17 protein-coding genes and 2 tRNA genes are annotated in these 17609 nt (G+C 64.4%); 5 read left to right on the top strand and 14 right to left on the bottom strand.

From position 1 onward, the window contains the following. Positions 1-28 precede the first annotated feature (28 nt). The gene (locus TQ98_RS05325) at positions 29-994 is read right to left on the bottom strand and encodes an NAD(P)H-quinone oxidoreductase (RefSeq protein WP_044871823.1); all 966 of its coding nucleotides are present in this window, start codon (positions 992-994) and stop codon (positions 29-31) included. Positions 995-1120: 126 nt separating this feature from the next. Here TQ98_RS05325 and TQ98_RS05320 point away from each other — a divergent pair, with 126 nt between their 5' ends. Next, on the top strand, positions 1121-3202 hold the full coding sequence (locus TQ98_RS05320) for a carboxy terminal-processing peptidase (protein ID WP_103103125.1): 2082 nt from the start codon (positions 1121-1123) through the stop codon (positions 3200-3202). An 83-nt stretch (positions 3203-3285) separates the two neighbouring features. Continuing rightward, positions 3286-5031 (top strand): bifunctional diguanylate cyclase/phosphodiesterase, encoded by a 1746-nt coding sequence (locus tag TQ98_RS05315; protein WP_044871825.1) that lies wholly within the window; start codon positions 3286-3288, stop codon positions 5029-5031. 21 nt (positions 5032-5052) lie between these two features. Here the strand turns inward: TQ98_RS05315 and TQ98_RS05310 are convergent, their stop codons facing one another. Genes TQ98_RS05310 through TQ98_RS05300 form a run of 3 tightly spaced genes read right to left on the bottom strand, consistent with a single transcriptional unit; the run spans position 5053 to position 6196 of the window. Beyond that, positions 5053-5520, bottom strand: coding sequence for a sel1 repeat family protein (locus tag TQ98_RS05310; protein WP_044871826.1), 468 nt, complete (start codon positions 5518-5520; stop codon positions 5053-5055). Then, positions 5520-5885 carry a hypothetical protein gene (locus tag TQ98_RS05305; RefSeq protein WP_044871827.1) on the bottom strand — a complete coding sequence of 122 codons (366 nt, stop codon included), beginning with the start codon at positions 5883-5885 and terminating at the stop codon, positions 5520-5522. Before TQ98_RS05305 ends, TQ98_RS05310 begins: the two co-directional genes overlap by 1 nt. Beyond that, positions 5882-6196 (bottom strand): helix-turn-helix transcriptional regulator, encoded by a 315-nt coding sequence (locus TQ98_RS05300; protein WP_044871828.1) that lies wholly within the window; start codon positions 6194-6196, stop codon positions 5882-5884. The genes TQ98_RS05305 and TQ98_RS05300 overlap by 4 nt, the downstream gene beginning before the upstream one ends. A 121-nt stretch (positions 6197-6317) precedes the next feature. Here TQ98_RS05300 and TQ98_RS05295 point away from each other — a divergent pair, with 121 nt between their 5' ends. Then, positions 6318-7079: an ABC transporter substrate-binding protein gene (locus TQ98_RS05295; RefSeq protein WP_044871829.1), complete on the top strand. Its 762-nt coding sequence runs from the start codon at positions 6318-6320 to the stop codon at positions 7077-7079. On the opposite strand, the gene TQ98_RS05290 is transcribed toward TQ98_RS05295, so the two are convergent. From TQ98_RS05290 to TQ98_RS05275, 4 genes are all read right to left on the bottom strand, one after another. Continuing rightward, a complete protein-coding gene (locus TQ98_RS05290; protein ID WP_044871830.1) occupies positions 7073-7501 on the bottom strand; it encodes a YkvA family protein in 429 nt (142 codons plus the stop codon). The two genes, TQ98_RS05295 and TQ98_RS05290, sit on opposite strands and share 7 nt — an antisense overlap. Before the next feature lie 371 nt (positions 7502-7872). Continuing rightward, the gene (locus TQ98_RS05285; protein ID WP_044871831.1) at positions 7873-8583 is read right to left on the bottom strand and encodes an FKBP-type peptidyl-prolyl cis-trans isomerase; all 711 of its coding nucleotides are present in this window, start codon (positions 8581-8583) and stop codon (positions 7873-7875) included. A gap of 211 nt (positions 8584-8794) precedes the next feature. After that, positions 8795-8871: transfer RNA gene (locus tag TQ98_RS05280), tRNA-Asp, on the bottom strand. 15 nt (positions 8872-8886) lie between these two features. Further along, positions 8887-8962 (bottom strand) — tRNA-Val (locus TQ98_RS05275). 160 nt (positions 8963-9122) lie between these two features. Here TQ98_RS05275 and rdgC point away from each other — a divergent pair. Both rdgC and sugE read left to right on the top strand, forming a co-directional pair. Beyond that, the gene (gene rdgC / locus TQ98_RS05270; protein ID WP_044871832.1) at positions 9123-10043 is read left to right on the top strand and encodes a recombination-associated protein RdgC; all 921 of its coding nucleotides are present in this window, start codon (positions 9123-9125) and stop codon (positions 10041-10043) included. Between the two features lie 217 nt (positions 10044-10260). Then, entirely contained in the window at positions 10261-10575 is a 315-nt protein-coding gene (gene sugE, locus TQ98_RS05265) for a quaternary ammonium compound efflux SMR transporter SugE (protein ID WP_044871833.1), read from the top strand. Positions 10576-10676: 101 nt separating this feature from the next. Here sugE and TQ98_RS05260 read toward each other — a convergent pair whose 3' ends face one another. The 6 genes from TQ98_RS05260 to TQ98_RS05235 form a co-directional block, all read right to left on the bottom strand. Further along, entirely contained in the window at positions 10677-12551 is a 1875-nt protein-coding gene (locus tag TQ98_RS05260) for an MFS transporter (protein WP_044871834.1), read from the bottom strand. A 267-nt stretch (positions 12552-12818) separates the two neighbouring features. Beyond that, positions 12819-14903: a TonB-dependent siderophore receptor gene (locus tag TQ98_RS05255; protein ID WP_044871835.1), complete on the bottom strand. Its 2085-nt coding sequence runs from the start codon at positions 14901-14903 to the stop codon at positions 12819-12821. A 172-nt stretch (positions 14904-15075) separates the two neighbouring features. Next, positions 15076-15405 carry an AzlD domain-containing protein gene (locus TQ98_RS05250; protein WP_044871836.1) on the bottom strand — a complete coding sequence of 110 codons (330 nt, stop codon included), beginning with the start codon at positions 15403-15405 and terminating at the stop codon, positions 15076-15078. After that, the gene (locus TQ98_RS05245; protein ID WP_044871837.1) at positions 15387-16118 is read right to left on the bottom strand and encodes an AzlC family ABC transporter permease; all 732 of its coding nucleotides are present in this window, start codon (positions 16116-16118) and stop codon (positions 15387-15389) included. The genes TQ98_RS05250 and TQ98_RS05245 overlap by 19 nt, the downstream gene beginning before the upstream one ends. 36 nt (positions 16119-16154) lie before the next feature. Further along, positions 16155-16997, bottom strand: coding sequence for an AraC family transcriptional regulator (locus TQ98_RS05240; RefSeq protein ID WP_044871838.1), 843 nt, complete (start codon positions 16995-16997; stop codon positions 16155-16157). 3 nt (positions 16998-17000) lie between these two features. Further along, complete coding sequence (locus TQ98_RS05235) at positions 17001-17570, bottom strand: GNAT family protein (RefSeq protein ID WP_044871839.1); 570 nt, start codon at positions 17568-17570, stop codon at positions 17001-17003. Positions 17571-17609: the final 39 nt, after the last annotated feature.

Raw genomic sequence — 17609 nt, 5'->3', positions numbered from 1 at the left:
CGGGGGCTGCGGCGTCCTGGCCCGGGCTTCAGGCGAGGCTTCCGTCAAGCAGAAGCACGACCTTCCCTTCTACCTGGTTGCTGGCCAGGGCCTCGAACGCGGCCTCGGCCTCCGCAGCCGGGAAGGCGCGCTCCAGACGCGGCTGCAGGCGCCCCTCCTCGAACAGCGGCCAGACGTGCTGGCGCAGTTCACTGATGAGGTCGGCCTTGAACTGCTCGTCGCGGCTGCGCAGGGTCGAGCCGATCAGCTGCACCCGTTTGCCCAGCAGCAGGGCCATGTCCAGCTCGGCCTTGCGACCGCCCATCAGGCCGATATTCACCCAGCGGCCATCGATGGCGGCCAGGGCCAGGTTGAGGCTGGCGTAATTGCCGCCCACGGGGTCGAGGATCACGTCGAAGGGGCCGAAGTCCCGCAGGCCCTCAAGGTCCTCACCACGCAGGGCGCCGCCCTGGGCACCCAGGGATTCGCAATAGGCCAGGCGTTCCGCCGAGCCGACGCTGACCCAGCAGGGGTTGCCAAAGGCCTTGCACAGCTGGATGGCCGCCGAACCGACGCCGCTTGCACCCGCGTGCAGTAGGACTTTCTCGCCGGGCTTGAGCGCGGCCAGCTGGAACAGGTTGAGCCAGGCGGTGGCATAGACTTCCGGCAACGCGGCGGCCTCGGCCAGGGACAGCCCCTCTGGCACTGGCAGCACGTGGCGAGCGTCCACCACCACTTCCTCGGCCATGCCACCTCCGGCCAGCAGGCAGCAGACCTGATCACCCACCTGCCAGGCGCCGCTCCCGGCTCCCACCTCGGTAATTACCCCGGAAGCCTCCAGGCCGAGGATGTCGCTGGCCCCCGGCGGCGGCGGGTAGAGCCCCGCCCGTTGCAGCAGATCGGCACGATTCAGGCCCGCAGCGGCCACACGAATCCGCACTTGTCCAACATCACAGACCGGGCTGGCCCGCTCCCCCCACTCCACGCGTCCTTCCACGCCTTGCAATGCCTTCACGGTGCCTCCATAGTGAGCTTGGACCAGGCCCGGCCAACTGCCGGGCCTTCGCGTTGCGCCAATGGAACCCGGCGCTCTCAAATACGGCCTAATATGCGTTATCACCTGTCCCGACGTCGAATCAGCATGAATCGCTCCCTGATCAGTTCTGCACTCGCCCTGGCTCTGAGCGTCAGCGTCCTGCCGCTGCACGCCGCCCCCACCGCCCCGAACAGTTGGGATTCCATTCAGCCCGACCGTGAACAGGTGATCGCCAGCCTCAACGTGGTGGAGCTTCTCAAGCGCCACCACTACAACAAGCCGCCGCTCAACGACGAGCGCTCGGTGAAGATCTACGAGGGCTACCTCAAGCTCCTCGACCCGGCACGGATGTACTTCACCGCTGCCGATATCGCTGAATTCGACAAGTGGCGTACCCGATTCGACGACCTGCTCAAGAGCGGTGACCTGGAACCGGGCTTCGTTATCTACAAGCGCCATCTGGACCGCCTCAAGGAACGCCTGGACTTCGCCTTGGCAATGCTCGACAAGGGCGTCGACAAGATCGACTTCAGCGTCGACGAGAACCTGGAGACCGACCGCGAGAAGGCGCCCTGGGCCAAGGACCGCGCCGCCCTCGACGACCTGTGGCGCAAGCGCGTGAAAGATGAAGTGCTGCGCCTGAAGCTCGCCAAGAAGGAGCCCAAGGCCATCCAGGAACTCCTGGTCAAGCGCTACAAGAACCAGCTTTCCCGACTGGACCAGACCCGTGGCGAAGACGTGTTCCAGGCCTATATCAATGCCTTCGCCCAGACCTACGATCCGCACACCCAGTACCTCTCCCCGGATAACGCGGAGAACTTCGACATCAACATGAGCCTGTCCCTCGAGGGCATCGGCGCCGTGCTGCAGAGCGACAACGAGTACGTGAAGGTGGTGCGTCTGGTTCCGGCCGGTCCGGCGGAGAAGAGCAAGCAGGTGGCCCCGGCGGACAAGATCGTTGGCGTTGCCCAGGGTAATGGCGAGATGGTCGACGTGATCGGCTGGCGCCTGGACGAAGTGGTCAAACTGATCCGCGGCCCGAAAGGCTCCATCGTGCGCCTGGAAGTGATCCCGGCCAGCAATGCGCCGAATGACCAGACCAGCAAAGTGGTGGCCATCACCCGCGAGGCCGTGAAGCTGGAGGAGCAGGCGGCGAAGAAATCCGTCCTCAACCTCGAACATGAAGGCAGCAAGTTCAAACTCGGCGTGATCGAGGTGCCGGCCTTCTACCTGGACTTCAAGGCCTTCCGTGCCGGCGACCCCGAGTACAAGAGCACGACCCGTGACGTGAAGAAACTCCTCGGCGAACTGCAGAAGGAGAAGGTCGACGGCGTGGTCATCGACCTGCGCAACAACGGCGGCGGCTCCCTGCAGGAAGCCACCGAACTCACCGGCCTGTTCATCGACCAGGGCCCGACCGTGCTGGTCCGAAATAGCGACGGCCGCGTCGATGTGCTGGCCGACGAGAACACCGGAGCCTTCTACACCGGCCCCATGACCGTGCTGGTGAACCGCCTGTCCGCCTCCGCCTCGGAGATCTTCGCCGGCGCCATGCAGGACTATCACCGTGCGCTGATCATCGGTGGCCAGACCTTTGGCAAGGGCACTGTGCAGACCATCCAGCCGCTGAACCACGGTGAGCTGAAGCTGACCCTGGCCAAGTTCTACCGCGTCTCCGGCCAGAGCACCCAGCACCAGGGCGTGCTGCCGGACATCGAGTACCCCTCTGTGGTCGACACCAAGCAGATTGGCGAGAGCGCCCTGCCCGAGGCCATGCCCTGGGACAGCATCCGCCCGGCCATCAAGCCCGAACTGGACCCGTTCAAACCCTTCCTCGCCGAGCTGAAGGCCCGCCATGACGCGCGCACCGCGCAGAATCCGGACTTCGTCTACAGCCGCGAGCGCCTTGCCCTGGCGCAAGCGCTGATGAAGGACACCGTGGTCAGCCTCAACGAGAGCAAGCGCCGCGCCGAGCAGGCAGACATCGAGTCCAAGCAGCTGGCGATGGAAAACACCCGCCGCAAGGCCAAGGGTGAGGAGCCGCTGAAGGAACTCAAGGCCGAGGATGAGGACGAGGTCCCGGTGGAGGAAGAGAAGACCAAACCGGAAGACGACGCCTACCTCACCGAGACCGGACAGATCCTGCTGGACTACCTGGGCCTGAACGCCGCGGTAGCGAAACATTGAAATGATGTCATAACACTGTCATACGACTGTCGTGAAATCCGGGGGCCGCATTTGCGGCCCCTTTTCTTTTCACGAGAAACAGCATGACCGTCTCCGAGCAGTTGAGCGCGCTGGGCCTGATCCTCGCTCACGGCGACTTGCACAGCCTGTTCCAGCCGATCCTATCGTTGTCGGAACGCCGCATCCTCGGCTACGAGGCCCTGACCCGCGGCCCTTCCAACAGTCCGCTCCACTCACCGATGACCCTGTTTGCCGTGGCGCGCCACGCCGGCCGCCTGAGCGATCTGGAGATGGCCTGCCGCAAGAGCGCATGCAGCCGTTTCAAGGAGCAGAAACTCGAGGGACTGCTGTTCCTCAACGTCTCCCCCGAATCCCTGCTGGACCCGGCCCATCAGCCGGGCCGCACCCTGAAGATGCTGCAGGCCTTCGGCATCCCGCCCAGCCAGGTGGTGATCGAACTTACCGAGCAGACCCCCACCGAAGATTTCAACCTGCTGGACACTGCCCTCCACCACTATCGCGCCATGGGCTTCTCCATCGCCCTGGACGACCTGGGCGCCGGCTACTCCAGCCTGCGCCTGTGGTCGGAGCTGCGACCCGATTACGTGAAGATCGACCGCCACTTCATCGACGGCATCCATCAGGACGCGGTGAAGCGTGAGTTCGTCGAGTCCATCCTGAAGATGGCCAAAGCATCTCGTGCGCAGGTCATCGCCGAAGGCATCGAACTACCGGAAGAGCTGGCCGTGCTGGCCGAAATGGGCATCGACCTGGTCCAGGGCTACCTGCTCGGTCGCCCTCAGGAGCACCCGTCTCGGGATGCCCGCGCTCTTCTGCCGCAAATGGAATCGCTCAGCGGCATGAGCGAGGAAAGCAGTGACCTCTCCGCGCTGCTCAACGAACAGCCTGCGGTTCACGAGGACACGCCGATCAACGAGGTGCTGGAAGCTTTCCGCGCCCAGCCCAACCTCAATTCTCTCGCGGTGCTGGATGCCCACCAGCGGCCGGTGGGGGTGGTCCATCGCCATCTGCTGTCGGAGGCCCTGCTCCGTCCCTTCGCCACCGACCTGTTCACCCGCAAGGTGGTGAGCTGGCTGATGAGCACCGATTTCCTCGCTGTGGAAATGGGGCAATCGCTGCAGCAGGTCAGCCGGCTGATCACCAGCCGCGCCCGACAGCGCATCGAGGAGGATTTCATCATCATCCTCAATGGCCGCTACCGGGGGCTGGGACGCGTCATCGATGTGCTCAAGCTGATTACCGAGCTGAAGATTCAGCAGGCCCGTCACGCCAACCCGCTGACCCTGCTGCCGGGAAACGTACCCATCCAGCAGTGCCTGACCCGGTTGCTGCAGCAGCGGCGCCAGGCGGTGATCTGCTACGTGGACATCGACAGCTTCAAGCCCTTCAACGACCTCTACGGCTATGCCAGGGGCGACGAGGTGCTGCTCTGCCTGGCGCAATGCCTGGGCGAAAGGGTCGACCCGGCGCGGGATTTCGTCGGCCATATCGGCGGCGATGACTTCATGCTGGTGCTGGGTTCCGAAGATTGGCGAAGCCGCCTCAATCACCTGCTGGAAGACTTTCAGGGCCAGTGCCGGCGCTTCTACCGCAACGAGCACCTGGAAGCAGGCTGCTTCGTGGCCCACAACCGCCACGGCCAGCGGGAGGAGTTTCCCTTGCTGTCCCTCTCCATCGGGGTCGTCACCCTCAAGCCGGAGGACTGCGAGCGCCTGGATGCCGAGCAACTGGCCAGCCTGGCCTCGGAAGCCAAACGCCACGCCAAGGGCATGCCCGGCTACAGCTTGCACATCATCGAAGCGATCTGAGCCTGAAAGGACGTGCGGGCCTCAGAGCCCCAGCTCGGCAGCCCGTCTCGCGGCGCGTTCGGACGCCGCGGCATCCGGCAAAAGGCCGGGACCACCATCGCGATAGAGGTCGGCCAGCTTGCGCGCGGCCAGGGGGTGGCCGGCATCGGCGGCAAGGCCCCACCAGCGCGCGGCCTCGGCCGCATCCGGCGCCTGCCGGGCATCACCATCCAGGCTGAGCACACCCAGTTGGTAGGCGGATTTGGCGTCACCGGCCCGGGCCGCCTGGCGCAGCAGGCGGATGCCCTCCTCCCGCGCGCCGAAACCATGCCCGCGGTGCAGCAACAGGTGGCCATAGAAACACTGGGCCTGCACGTCGCCCAAGGCCGCCATGCGCGCGTACTGGCCCTGCATCCACTGCCAGGCACGGGGATGGGCCACGACTTTGGGGAAGCGCAGCAACCAGCGCGCCACCTGGTAGCCAATCCGCGCCCGTAGCGGCCAGAGCATCACTGCTCCTCGGGGTAACTGAACTCGAACACCCGTACCACTTCGGCGGCATGCCAGGAGGCGGCGGCAGTGCCGTCCGGCGGGCCGGAGAAGCGCCCCAGGCGCTCCACGCACTCGAAGAACCCGGTACGCGGAAGGCGGCTGGCGCCCTGGCTGATCACCAGCGAGCTACGCAGCGGACGCTCGGCGCGGGCGTCGAGGGCGGCCAGATGCTCGAGGGCGGCCGTGAGGGTCTGCATGGCCGGAGACGGCAGTTGCAGGCGCTCGATCAATGCCCGATAGGTCAGCAGGTGCCGCTGACGGCGGGCGTCTTCCAGTTCGGTCAACAGGGCTTGCCAGTGCTGGCGGCTGATTCGGATGCTCAAGAGCCGGACTCCCAACCGGACACCCCGAGGACGCGCGCCAGGCCACGCTTGATGGCCTCGTCGGGTTCACGCTCCCCCGACTCGATCAGCCCCAGGTAATGCGGGCTGATACCCACGGCGCGGGCCAGTTGTTCCAGGCTCTGCCCCTGGGCTTCGCGCAGCGACTTCAGCTGCCCCAACGCCGTCCTGGCGGTTTCGGTGGCCGGCTCCCCGGTGGCCTGGCCAGCGGCGCGCAATAGCGCCTGGTACTCCGCCCAGGGCAGTACCGCGTACTCCGCCTGGCCGTCACGCATGATCACTTGCACACTCATTGAAGCTCCCCGTGGAACGCAGTGCCGACTGCTTCAGCACCTCCGTGCAGGCGGCCATCTTATCAGGGCAAACGCCCGCAGAGGGTGAACTATACTGCGTCCACCAGTCGGGGGAAGGTTCGTGACGCGGCATTTCCAGTTGGTTTTCTGTCTGCTTGCCAGCCTCTGGCCGGGTCTCCTGCTGGCCGAGGAATTGCGCGTGGGCTTCGGCCCGGCCGACGGCATGCCCTATGTGGATGTGAGCGACCACGCCCTGCTCGGCGGTTTTATCCACCGCCTTGGCGAACGCATCGGCAAGGACCTCGCGGTAACCGTGAGTTTCGTCGAAACCCCCAACAAGCGCATCGAGGAATCCCTGAAGAGCGGGCGCATCCATGTGATCTGCAATGCCAATCCCGAGTGGATGGTGGACGCCGCCGCGTATCACTGGTCGCCGCCGCTGTTCGAAGAGGAAGACGTGCTTGTGCAGCACCGCGATAGCCCGCCCATCAGCAGCCTGGCCGACCTCAAGGGCAAGGTCCTGGGCACCAGCCTGGGATTTGCCTACAGCGTTCCCCTGATGGAAGCCTTCGCGAATCATGATGTGGAAAGGAAGGATGTGCGCGACCTGGATACGCGCATCAATCTGCTGAGCCGCAAGCGCCTGGACGCCATCATCGACATGCGCCGCGCGCTCGCCTACGAACTCACCGTGCGCCCGGACGCACCGCTGGTCTTCAGCCCCTGGGTGGTGGAGCGCTATCCCCTGCACTGCGCCTACGGCAGCCGCCTCCCCGTAGCCCCGGAGCGCCTGGATGCCACGTTGCAAGGCCTGCGGGACAGCGGCGAACTGGAACTCCTGCTACAGAGCGAACAGCATCGCGCCGCGCTTCAGGATCACTGACCATCCGGCGCGGGTAGGCGTTCCAGTGCGGCCTGTACGTCCGGCGTCTGTGCGTTGCGCCAGGCGCGGAAGGCATCCAACTCGCCACTCCAGGTCTTGAGCACCCAGGCCAGCACCGCCAGATCGTCGACGAAGCCCATGCCCACCAGCCAATCCGGCAGCGCATCCAACGGGGTGACGAAGTAGAGCAATGCTCCCACCACGGCGAGAAAGGCCTTGGGATTGATCTGCCGGTACTCGCCCCGCACCCAGGCATTGGCGAGGGACAGTAACAGTCGCAGGTCTTCCTTCACCGCCCCGAGCCGACCGCTCTGGCTCGCGCTTTTGCGGGAAACGGCCAGCAACAGGGCAGGCAATCGGCCACCAGCGAGGAAACGCTGCGCCAAAGTCAGGTAACGCTGGAAATTCCAGGGTGCGTTCATCGGTACTCCTTGGCAGATCCTTGGCCCAGAGGGCTCGGCGCGGTTATCCACGAATTCTGTGGATAACCTTGTGAACAGTTTTCCACAGGATCGGGAAAAGGCCCATGTCATGCGGCCTCCCGACAGATCGGGCAAAATTTGCCCACTCCCAAAAGACCTGCAAAATCAATCAGTTGACAAACCGATCCGCAATGCGACTGCAGGTCGCACTTGCCACGGGCATGGTTACCCGGTCATGTGCATAACCGTAACACTTTCCTCTCACCACACTCCCGTTGTGACCGAAAGGTTTCATCGCGGTTCAGAGCCGACCGGCGTCGGAAACGAAAACGCCCCGTCGAGACGGGGCGCTTCGGGAGGACAACAGCTGCTTATTGCTTGTCGGCAGCAGCCTGGTCCTTGATGCCGATCAGTTCCAGGTCGAACACCAGCACCGAGTTGGCCGGGATGGCCGGGCTCGGGCTCTGCTCGCCATAGGCCAGCTCGCTGGGGATGTAGAGCTTGACCTTCTCGCCCACGTGCATCAGTTGCAGGCCTTCGACCCAGCCGGGGATCACGCCGTTGACCGGCAGATCGATCGGGCTGCCACGCTTGATGGAGCTGTCGAAGACGGTGCCGTCGGTCAGCTTGCCTTCGTAGTGGACGGTCACCACGTCGGTGGCTTTCGGCTGCGGGCCATCGGCCTTCTTCACGATTTCGTACTGCAGGCCGGAGGCGGTGGTCACCACGCCTTCGCGCTTGCCGTTGTCTTCGAGGAATTTCTTGCCGGCTTTGGCGTTCTCGGCGTTCAGCGCGGTCATGCGCTCTTCAGCACGCTTCTGCAGGAATGCGAAGGCTTCAACCAGCTCTTCGTCCTTCAGGCGCTGCTCTTTCTTACCGATGGCGTCTTCGATGCCCTGGGCGACGGCCTTGGGATCGAGGTCGTCCATGCCTTCCTGCGCAAGGCTCTTGCCCATGTTCAGGCCGATACCGTAGGAGGCCTTCTGGGCCGGAGTCTTGAGTTCAACGCTGGTCTGCGAATCGCAGCCCGCGAGAACCAGGCCCACGAGGGCCACAGCGGCCGCCAACCGATGTTGTTTCATGCTGAATCCTTGTCTGTCGCCGTGATGGCAATACGATGGAGCGGCGAGCTTAGCAGGCCGCCGCGAGAGGTGGCTATGGGCAATAAGAACAGGGGTTTGGCAATTAGTTCAGGAACTTGCCAGGAATCACGTAAGCAAAGTTGTCGATACGGTGAACTTTTCCGGACGCATAGAAAAAGCCCCCAGGTATTGCTACCTGAGGGCTTTTGTATGGCGCAGCGGACGGGACTCGAACCCGCGACCCCCGGCGTGACAGGCCGGTATTCTAACCGACTGAACTACCGCTGCGCGTAACCTTGAAACTGGTGGGTGATGACGGGATCGAACCGCCGACCCTCTGCTTGTAAGGCAGATGCTCTCCCGGCTGAGCTAATCACCCTTCACTCTCGAAGTGGGGCGCATTCTAGAGCGGTATCCGGACCCTGGCAAGCCCTCTTTCGAAAAAAAATTTTCAGCGCTTCCAAAGGGTTAGCTCAGGGTTGAGTGGGAAGCCTCCCGATGAGAATAATGCGCGCTTTGTGTCCGGAGGTTTTCCCCTTATGTGGTTTCGCAACCTGCTTGTCTATCGCCTCACCCAGGATCTGAAGATTGACGCCGAGGCGCTGGAAGCCGCGCTGGCCACCAAGCCGGCCCGGCCGTGCGCCAGCCAGGAGCTGACCACCTATGGTTTCGTGGCGCCCTTCGGCAAGGGCGCGGATGCGCCGCTGGTCCACGTGAGTGAAGGCTTCTTCCTGATCGCCGCGCGCAAGGAAGAACGCATCCTCCCCGGTAGCGTGGTGCGCGATGCGCTGAAAGAAAAAGTCGATGAGATCGAAGCCGAGCAGATGCGCAAGGTCTACAAGAAGGAGCGCGATCAATTGAAGGACGAGATCGTCCAGACCTTCCTGCCGCGCGCCTTCATCCGAAAATCCGCCACCTTCGCCGCCATCGCCCCGGCCCAGGGCCTGATCCTGGTCGACGCTTCCAGCCCGAAGCGCGCCGAAGACCTGCTCTCCACCCTGCGTGAAGCCATCGGCTCGCTGCCGGTCCGCCCGGTTTCGGTGAAAATCGCCCCCACCGCCACCCTCACCCAGTGGGTCCAGACCCAGGAAGCCGCCACCGACTTCTATGTGCTGGACGAGTGCGAACTGCGCGACACCGACGAAGACGGCGGTGTGGTCCGCTGCAAGCGCCAGGACCTGACCAGCGACGAAATCCAGCTGCACCTGACCTCCGGCAAGCTGGTCACCCAGTTGTCCCTGGCCTGGCAGGACAAGCTCTCCTTCATCCTCGACGACAAACTGGTGATCAAGCGCCTGCGCTTCGAAGACCTGCTGCAGGAAAAGGCCGAGCAGGACGGCGGCGACGACTCCCTCAGCCAGCTCGATGCCAGCTTCACCCTGATGATGCTGACCCTGGTGGAGTTCATCCCCCAGCTCTTCGAAGCCCTTGGCGGCGAAGAGATCCCCCAGGGCGTCTGACCCTCGCGAGCGCCGGCCCAGCGTCGGCGCCTCTCCTTTTGCAGACCCTCCTGCCTGAGAGAGTCTGACACCCGATTCCCACAACCTCTGAGCCGGCTGGACTTGTCCAGGCAATCAGGTTGTGCAAAATACTGCGCATCGCAAGGACGACCTTGCCACTCGATGCAGTGATCACCTGGGGACGGCCCCACATCCTTCAGTCCCCCACGAGGTCATCATGTCCTGGATCATTCTTTTCTTCGCCGGCCTGTTCGAGGTGGGTTGGGCCGTCGGCCTGAAGTACACCGACGGCTTCAGCAAGCCACTGCCAACCGCCCTCACCGTCATCGCCATGCTCATCAGCCTGGGCCTGCTCGGCCTGGCCATGAAGGAACTGCCGCTTGGCACCGCCTACGCCATCTGGACGGGAGTCGGCGCCGTGGGCACCGTGATCGCCGGCGTCATCCTCTTCGGCGAATCCATGGCGCTGGTGCGCCTGCTCAGCGTGGCCCTGATCATCAGCGGCCTGATCGGCCTGAAACTCAGCCATTGAACCCGCCATGAAAAAGCCCGCCAATCGGCGGGCTTTTTCATGGACTGCTCACCAGAGAAACACCTCGTAGGCGCAAACCGGCTCGAACGGCGCCCTCCCCTTCAGCGCACATCGCCTCGCAGATCGGCCACCAGCCCCTGCAGGGTCTGGCGGTCGGCCTGATGCGGCAACATGGGCGCACCGGCCACCAGGCGGATGCGCGACCAGAAGCGCTTGAACACACCCTTGGCCGGGTCGCGGCTGAAAAAGCTGCCCCAGAGCCCCTGCAGCGCCATGGGAATGACCGGCACCGGATTCTCTTCGAGAATGCGCTCGATTCCGCCCTTGAACTCATTCATCTCCCCGTCACCGGTCAACTTGCCCTCCGGGAAGATGCACACCACCTCGCCGTTCTTCAGGTACTCGGCAATCTTCTTGAAGGCGGCGTCGTAGATCAGCAGGTCCTCATGCCGCGCGGCGATGGGCACGGTACCCGCGGTGCGGAAAATGAAGTTCAGCACCGGTAGTTGGTAGATCTTGTAGTACATGACGAAGCGCACCGGCCGCCGCACCGCGCCGCCGATCAACAAGGCATCGACGAAGGACACGTGGTTGCACACCAGCACGGCCGGCCCCTCTTCCGGGATCGCCTCAAGCCCCTTGTGCTCCACCCGGTACATGGAATGGCCCAGGAGCCAGACCAGAAAACGCATGCTGAACTCGGGAACGATCTTGAAGATGTAGCTGTTCACCGCGATGTTCATCAGCGACACCACCAGGAACAGTTCGGGGATCGACAGCCCGGCAACGCTGAGGAAGAGGATCGAGGCGATGGCCGACACCACCATGAACAGCGCATTGAGGATGTTGTTGGCGGCGATCACCCGGGCACGCTCGTTTTCCGCCGTGCGCGCCTGGATCAGCGCGTAGAGCGGCACGATGTAGAAGCCACCGAACAGGCCGATGCCAAGGATGTCGCCAAGGATCAGCCAGGCCTGGCCGTGGCCCAGCACCGCCAGCCAGTCGTGGGGCTGGGCGCCCTCCGGGAAACCGCCGGAATGCCACCAGAGCAGCAAGCCGAAGAGCGTCAGGCCGATGGAACCGAAGGGCACCAGGCCGACCTCCACCTTGCCGCCCGATAGCCGCTCGCACAGCATGGAACCCAGCGCGATACCCACCGAGAACACGGTGAGGATCAGGGTCACCACGCTCTCGTCGCCGTGCAAGAGTTCCTTGGAGTAGGCCGGAATCTGGGTCAGATAGACGGCGCCGAGGAACCAGAACCAGGAGTTGCCCACCAGCGAGCGCGATACCGAAGGCCGCTGGCCAAGGCCCATCCGCAGGATCTGCCAGGACTGGCGGAAGATGTTCCAGTCCAGCTTGAGCTCCGGCAGGGCCGCCGCCGCACGGGGAATACCCCGGCTGACCAGATACCCCAGGCCGGCGGTGAGCACGATGGCACACGCCACCACCGGTTCGTAGTGCTCGGAGGACATCATGATGCCGGCGCTGATGGTGCCGGCGAGAATGGCCAGGAAGGTGCCCATCTCCACCAGGGCGTTGCCGCCCACCAGCTCGTTCTCCTGCAGCACTTGCGGCAGGATCGAATACTTCACCGGGCCGAACAGCGCCGAGTGCGTGCCCATGGCGAACAGCGCCAGGAACAGCAGCGGCAGGCTGTCGAAGAAGAACCCCAGGGCGCCCACCGTCATGATGGCCACCTCCGCCAGCTTGATGGCGCGGATCAGCGCGTCCTTGGCGAACTTCTCACCGAACTGCCCACCCAGGGCCGAAAAGAGGAAGAACGGCAGGATGAACAGCAACGCGCAGAGGTTGGTGAAGATGCTCTTGTCGCCGGAAATGGCGAGCTTGTAGAGGATGGCGAGGATCAGTGACTGCTTGAAGATGTTGTCGTTGAAGGCGCCGAGCAACTGGGTCACGAAGAACGGCAGGAACCGCCGCGTGCCCAGCAGGGCGAATTGCGAGTGTTGGCTCATCTTCCTTGGTACCTGGTGGTTGGCAGGGGAACAGCCCTGTGCGACTGAATCCGCACGTCGCTGATTGGACAGCAGGACGGTGGCGGAAAGCCACATCCGGCACCTCGATTCGCGAATGAATTCGCTCCCACGAGGGGCAGATCGGTAGGGTGTGCCGCGCGCACCACCGGCTCCGCGCCGGAAATTCGGTGCGCGCAGCGCACCCTACGTCCTGCCCTGAATGAAAAAGGGCGCCCAAAGGCGCCCTCCCCCAATCCAGCTCGGGCCTCAGAAGGCCACGCTGGTCTGCAGGTACAGAGTCCGCGGCTGGCCCAGGTACTTGCCCAGATTGTTGTCGGTGGAGCGGGTGAAGTACTGACGGTCGAAGATGTTCTTCACGCCGACCGCCACCTTCAGGTCAGCCAGTTGCGGACCGAAGGCGTATTCGCCGCGGCCATTCCAGAAGCCGTACCCCGGAATCTCACCCAGCGAGCCGTTGGCGCTTTCCGGGCGGGTGTTGGCCGAGTCGGCGAACTGGCGGGACTGGGCATAACCATCCACGTTGAAGGTCCAGGGGCCGGTGTTGTAGCGCAAGCCAAGGGTGCCCACCTGGCGGGAGTAGAACGGCAGGTCGTTGCCCTGGTTCACGCCTTCCTCGCGCGTGGCCTCGGTCAGTGCCAGCGAGGCATAGGCCGAGAGGCCAGCCAGGCGCGGGTCAAGGCCGACGAACTCGTAGCTGCCCGCCATCTCGAAGCCACGGTGGCGGGTTTCCCCGGCGTTGGCCCAGGCGCTCGGCTGGGAGCCCGGAATGATTTCCAGCTGGTCCTCGAAGAGGATGTGGAAGTAGGTCAGCTCGGCTGTCCAGATGCCGTCGTCGTAGCGCGTACCCAGCTCATAGGTATGGGCCTTTTCCGCGGTCAGGTTGCTGTCCTGGGACAGCTGGATGTGCTGGATGCTGCCGAAGGAAGTGTTGTAGTTGGCGTAGAGCTTCCAGGCCTCGGACATGTGGTACATGACGTTCACCGACGGCAGCGGCTCGCTGAAACGCTCCTCGCGGCGGTCGCCGGTGAGGTGGTTCTCGGAGGTCACGCGCACTTTTTCGTAGCGCACGCCAGGCGTGATGGTCCAGTTGCCGATGTCGACGCGGTCGTCGATATAGGCGGCATGGGCTTCGGTGGCGCCGGTGTTGTAGGTGGCCAGCTTCTTGGTTGCGGCAAAGGGATTGGAACCTGCGGCGAAACTGCGATCGAAGCGCTTCTCCTGGGAGTCCTCCTCCATGTAGCGGTAGCCGACACCCACTTCGTGACTGCTTTCACCCATCAGGAAGATCTGCGAGTAGCGCGGTTCGATACCGAAGACTTCGTACTCGCGGGGGAATTTGCGCAGCCAGGTCATCTTCTGCGGGTTGCCGTTGGTCAGGGTGCTGCCACGGGAACTGGTGTTGTAGAAGGTGGTGACCTCGAACTTGCGGTCCGAATCCGGCGCGCGGGTGTATTTCAGTACACCCTGCTTGCGTTCGCCGTCGAAGCGGTCGAACGGCCGGCTGCTCTGGTAGGGGTCGGCGTCGAACTCGGCGGCGGTCAAGCCGCCCGGCATGTCGGCGTCGGCCTCGTAGTACTGCAGGCTGGCGTACAGCTCGTCGATGTCGCTGAGCTGGTACTTGCCCTTCAGCATCACATCGTCGATTTGGGTGTCGCTGTGGTCGCGATAGGTATCGCCGCGAATGCCGGAATACAGCAGGGCCACGCCCAGGCCGTTGTCGGCGGTGCCGCCGATGAAGGCACTGCTCTTGTTGTAGAAGCCGCCCTGGGCCGGCGCGGACTCGGTCTGGAAGCTCAGCTCACGGACCATCTCCTCGGGAATCCCACGGGTGACGAAGTTGATGATGCCGCCGACGTTCTGCGGGCCGTAACGCACCGAGCCACCACCGCGCACTACGTCGATGGACTCAATGTTGCCCAGGGAGGTGGGCGCCAGGGACAACTGCGGCTGGCCGTACGGCGCCACAGCCAGTGGGATGCCGTCCTGAAGGATGGTGGAACGCGGCGACAGACGCGAGGTCAGGCCACGCACGCCGACGTTGAGGGAAATGTCGCTGCCGCCCGTGCCATTGCTGTCCTGCACCTGCATGCCGGGCACCCGGCGCAGCACCTCGCGCACGTTGCTCGCGCCGCTCTCCTTGATGGTCTGCTCGCGCACCACCGTACGGGCACCGGCGTGGTTCTTCACGTCCTCGTTCTTGGCTTCGCCCAGCCAGTCGCCCACGACCTCGACGTTACCCAGCTCCATGGTTTCGGCGGCGACGCCCGAGTAAGAGGTGATACCCAGCGCTATCCCCAGCGCCAGACGCGAAAACTTGATAACAGACTGCATGACTTGCCCCCAGGAATCGGCCAGGTCGGGCCGAAAAAGGGGCGAACTATACGTGAAACAGTGTCAAGCGCACATACGAACGATTAACAAATAGATCATTTTTCCTGGCTGGACTTTCTGATCCGATGGCACCTGTCAGCGCGGGCCACGCGGGCCCGCGACATTCAAGGCACTAGATTGGCAGTTGTCCCAGCGCCCAGCGCAACAGGAAGAACAGCACCAGGCCGCCGAGGATGGTCGCCAGCAGATGGCGCGTCAGTGCGGCGATCAGGATGGCGCCGAGGCCCGCCAGCAGATAGGCGTTGTCCAGGGCCAGGTGGAACGTCTGGCCGTCGGGCATCAGCATGCCCGGCACCACGATGGCGGTGAGCACAGCCGTCGGCACGTAATGCAGCCCCTGGCGCACCGCCGGCGGGAAGCTCAGGTTCGGCCAGGCGAACAGGCTGTAACGGATGACGAAGGTGATGGCCGCCATGCCGAGGATCAGGCTCCAGGTTTGCATGCGATGCCCTCCCCCATCAGATCGAGGCGATAACGCCGCTCCAGCACCACGCCGACCACGATGCCGCAGAGGGCGGCGACCATCAGTCCCAGCTTGTAGGGCAGGCCGTGGCAGGCCAGGGCAACGGCGCCGGCCACCAGCGCAGCCGCCACCTGGGGCTTGTTGCGCAACATGGGCACGACGATGCCGATAAAGGTGGCGAGCATGGCGAAGTCCAGGCCCCAGGCCGCCAGGTTGGGCACCGCCTGGCCGAAGATCACGCCCACCAGGGTGCAGAGTTGCCAGTTCAGGTACATGGCCAGGGCCGCGCCGAAGAAATACCAGTGCTTGTGGGGCGAGTCGTCCTGCTCCGCATAGCGGTGCTGCACCACGGCAAAGGCTTCGTCGGTCAGCCAGAAGGCCAGCGGCATCCGCCAACGGCTCGGCAGGTGGCGCACGAAGGGTTGCAGGGTGGCGCTGTAGAGGGCGTGGCGCAGGTTGACCACGAAGGTGGTCAGCAGCACCACGGCCACCCCGGCGCCGCCGCCCAGCAGCGTGATGGCGATGAACTGGGCCGAACCGGCGAACACCAGGAGCGACATGCCCAGGGTCTGCCAGGCGGACAAGCCGGCACCGCCGGCCAGGGTGCCGAAGATGATGCCGAACGGAATCGCGCCGACGATCATCGGAATGATGTCGCGGGCGCCGTGGATGAACTCTGTGATACGGGACATGGGGCCTCCTTGTCCCGAAAGGCTAGCGCCCGGCTATCAATGGGTCTTGAACGATCTTGCGCAGGCGTTGCGATATTCGCCCGGGCCTACGCCGTAGGCCTGTTTGAACTGCCGGGTCAGGTGGCTCTGGTCGGCAAAGCCCAGCTGCGCCGCCACATTCGCCGGGGTGCAGCCGGCCTTGAGCAGGGCACGCGCCTGGTCCAGGCGCTGCTGCTTGAGCCAGGCATGGGGCGGCATGCCCGTGGCTCGGCGAAACGTGCGGGCGAAATGGAAGGGAGACAGGTGCACCTCGGCGGCCAGTTCCTCCAGGGACGGCGGCTCGGCCAGGCGATCCCGCAGCAGTTCCTTGGCCCGCAGCACAGCGACGGATTCGCGACCGGGCGCTCCGGGCTCGGGGAGCCGGGCATGGCGGCAGAACAGCGCCAGCAAGGCCTCGCGCCAGGCGGTTTGCTGCTGCAGGGCACTGGCGTCCGCCTCCAGCAACCGGTGCAGGTTGATGAACATCCGCACCAGGTCAGGGTCGCGGTGCACGCTGCCGATGAAGGCCGGCATTCCCGAAAGCGGCAGATCCAGCTCTTCCAGCGCGCTCCGGACCAGGGCCACATCCGGGTAGAACACCCGGTAACGCCACCCCTCGTCGTGCCCCTTGGAGCCGGTGTGCACTTCATCCGGATTGATCAGCGCGAAGCTGCCGGCATCGGCCAAGTGCTCGACGCCGCGGTAACGGTAGCGTTCGGCGCCCGCTTCCACCACGGCGATCACATAGCCGTCGTGCACATGGGGCGCGAAGCGATGGTCGATGTAACGCGCAGACAACAGCTCCAGGCCACCGAGGTGGCCTGCCTGCCAGAAATGCGCGTCTTCCCGGAGTTCGCCCATGGCCTATGCGCTGAACAGCGCCTCCAGGCGTTGCTTCACCTCCGGCCAGTCGCGGTCGGTGATGCTGTAGAGGACGCTGTCGTCGAGACGGCCGTCGGACAAGCGGCGGTGGTTGCGCAGCACGCCCTCACGCTGGGCGCCGAGTTTCTCGATGGCGCGCTGGGAGCGCAGGTTGCTGGCGGCGGTCTTCAGCTGCACCCGCACCAGCTGCCACTCCTCGAAGGCGTGGCGCAGCATCAGGTACTTGATCGACGCGTTCAGGCCGGTGCCGTGCTCGCCGGCGGCGAGCCAGGTCCAGCCGATTTCGGCGGCCGGCAGGCTGGGCATGAAATCGGCGAAGCGGGTGGTGCCCACCAGCTTGTCGCCCAGGCGGATGGTGAAGATCACCGCCCGTTCTTCCCGTTGGGCGGCCAGGCCCTGACGGTACCAATCCGGGCGCAGCGGGCCGTTCATGTAGATCAGGGCTTCGCGGTTGGCCTCGGCCAGGGTGACCAGCGCCGGGATATCGGCCTCCACCAGCGGATCGAGGCGCAAGGCGCCACGCTGCAGGGTGACCGGTTGTGGATTGAACATCTGCGCCCTCCTCAGGCGTTAAGACCCTGCCGGATGAGA

The sequence above is a fragment of the Pseudomonas sp. LFM046 genome, assembly GCF_000949385.2.
GTDB lineage: Bacteria > Pseudomonadota > Gammaproteobacteria > Pseudomonadales > Pseudomonadaceae > Metapseudomonas.
The sequence above is the reverse complement of the archived record's forward strand: the minus strand, read 5'-3'. Positions and strand labels throughout refer to the sequence as shown.

Bases quoted from the DNA above. Each gene is read 5' to 3' on its own strand.
- TQ98_RS05320 (WP_103103125.1), top strand. From the start codon at position 1,121: ATGAATCGCTCCCTGATCAGTTCTGCACTCGCCCTGGCTCTGAGCGTC.
- TQ98_RS05315 (WP_044871825.1), top strand. From the start codon at position 3,286: ATGACCGTCTCCGAGCAGTTGAGCGCGCTGGGCCTGATCCTCGCTCAC.
- TQ98_RS05310 (WP_044871826.1), bottom strand. From the start codon at position 5,520: ATGCTCTGGCCGCTACGGGCGCGGATTGGCTACCAGGTGGCGCGCTGG.
- TQ98_RS05300 (WP_044871828.1), bottom strand. From the start codon at position 6,196: ATGAGTGTGCAAGTGATCATGCGTGACGGCCAGGCGGAGTACGCGGTA.
- TQ98_RS05290 (WP_044871830.1), bottom strand. From the start codon at position 7,501: ATGAACGCACCCTGGAATTTCCAGCGTTACCTGACTTTGGCGCAGCGT.
- TQ98_RS05285 (WP_044871831.1), bottom strand. From the start codon at position 8,583: ATGAAACAACATCGGTTGGCGGCCGCTGTGGCCCTCGTGGGCCTGGTT.
- rdgC (WP_044871832.1), top strand. From the start codon at position 9,123: ATGTGGTTTCGCAACCTGCTTGTCTATCGCCTCACCCAGGATCTGAAG.
- sugE (WP_044871833.1), top strand. From the start codon at position 10,261: ATGTCCTGGATCATTCTTTTCTTCGCCGGCCTGTTCGAGGTGGGTTGG.
- TQ98_RS05260 (WP_044871834.1), bottom strand. From the start codon at position 12,551: ATGAGCCAACACTCGCAATTCGCCCTGCTGGGCACGCGGCGGTTCCTG.
- TQ98_RS05255 (WP_044871835.1), bottom strand. From the start codon at position 14,903: ATGCAGTCTGTTATCAAGTTTTCGCGTCTGGCGCTGGGGATAGCGCTG.
- TQ98_RS05250 (WP_044871836.1), bottom strand. From the start codon at position 15,405: ATGCAAACCTGGAGCCTGATCCTCGGCATGGCGGCCATCACCTTCGTC.
- TQ98_RS05245 (WP_044871837.1), bottom strand. From the start codon at position 16,118: ATGTCCCGTATCACAGAGTTCATCCACGGCGCCCGCGACATCATTCCG.
- TQ98_RS05240 (WP_044871838.1), bottom strand. From the start codon at position 16,997: ATGGGCGAACTCCGGGAAGACGCGCATTTCTGGCAGGCAGGCCACCTC.
- TQ98_RS05235 (WP_044871839.1), bottom strand. From the start codon at position 17,570: ATGTTCAATCCACAACCGGTCACCCTGCAGCGTGGCGCCTTGCGCCTC.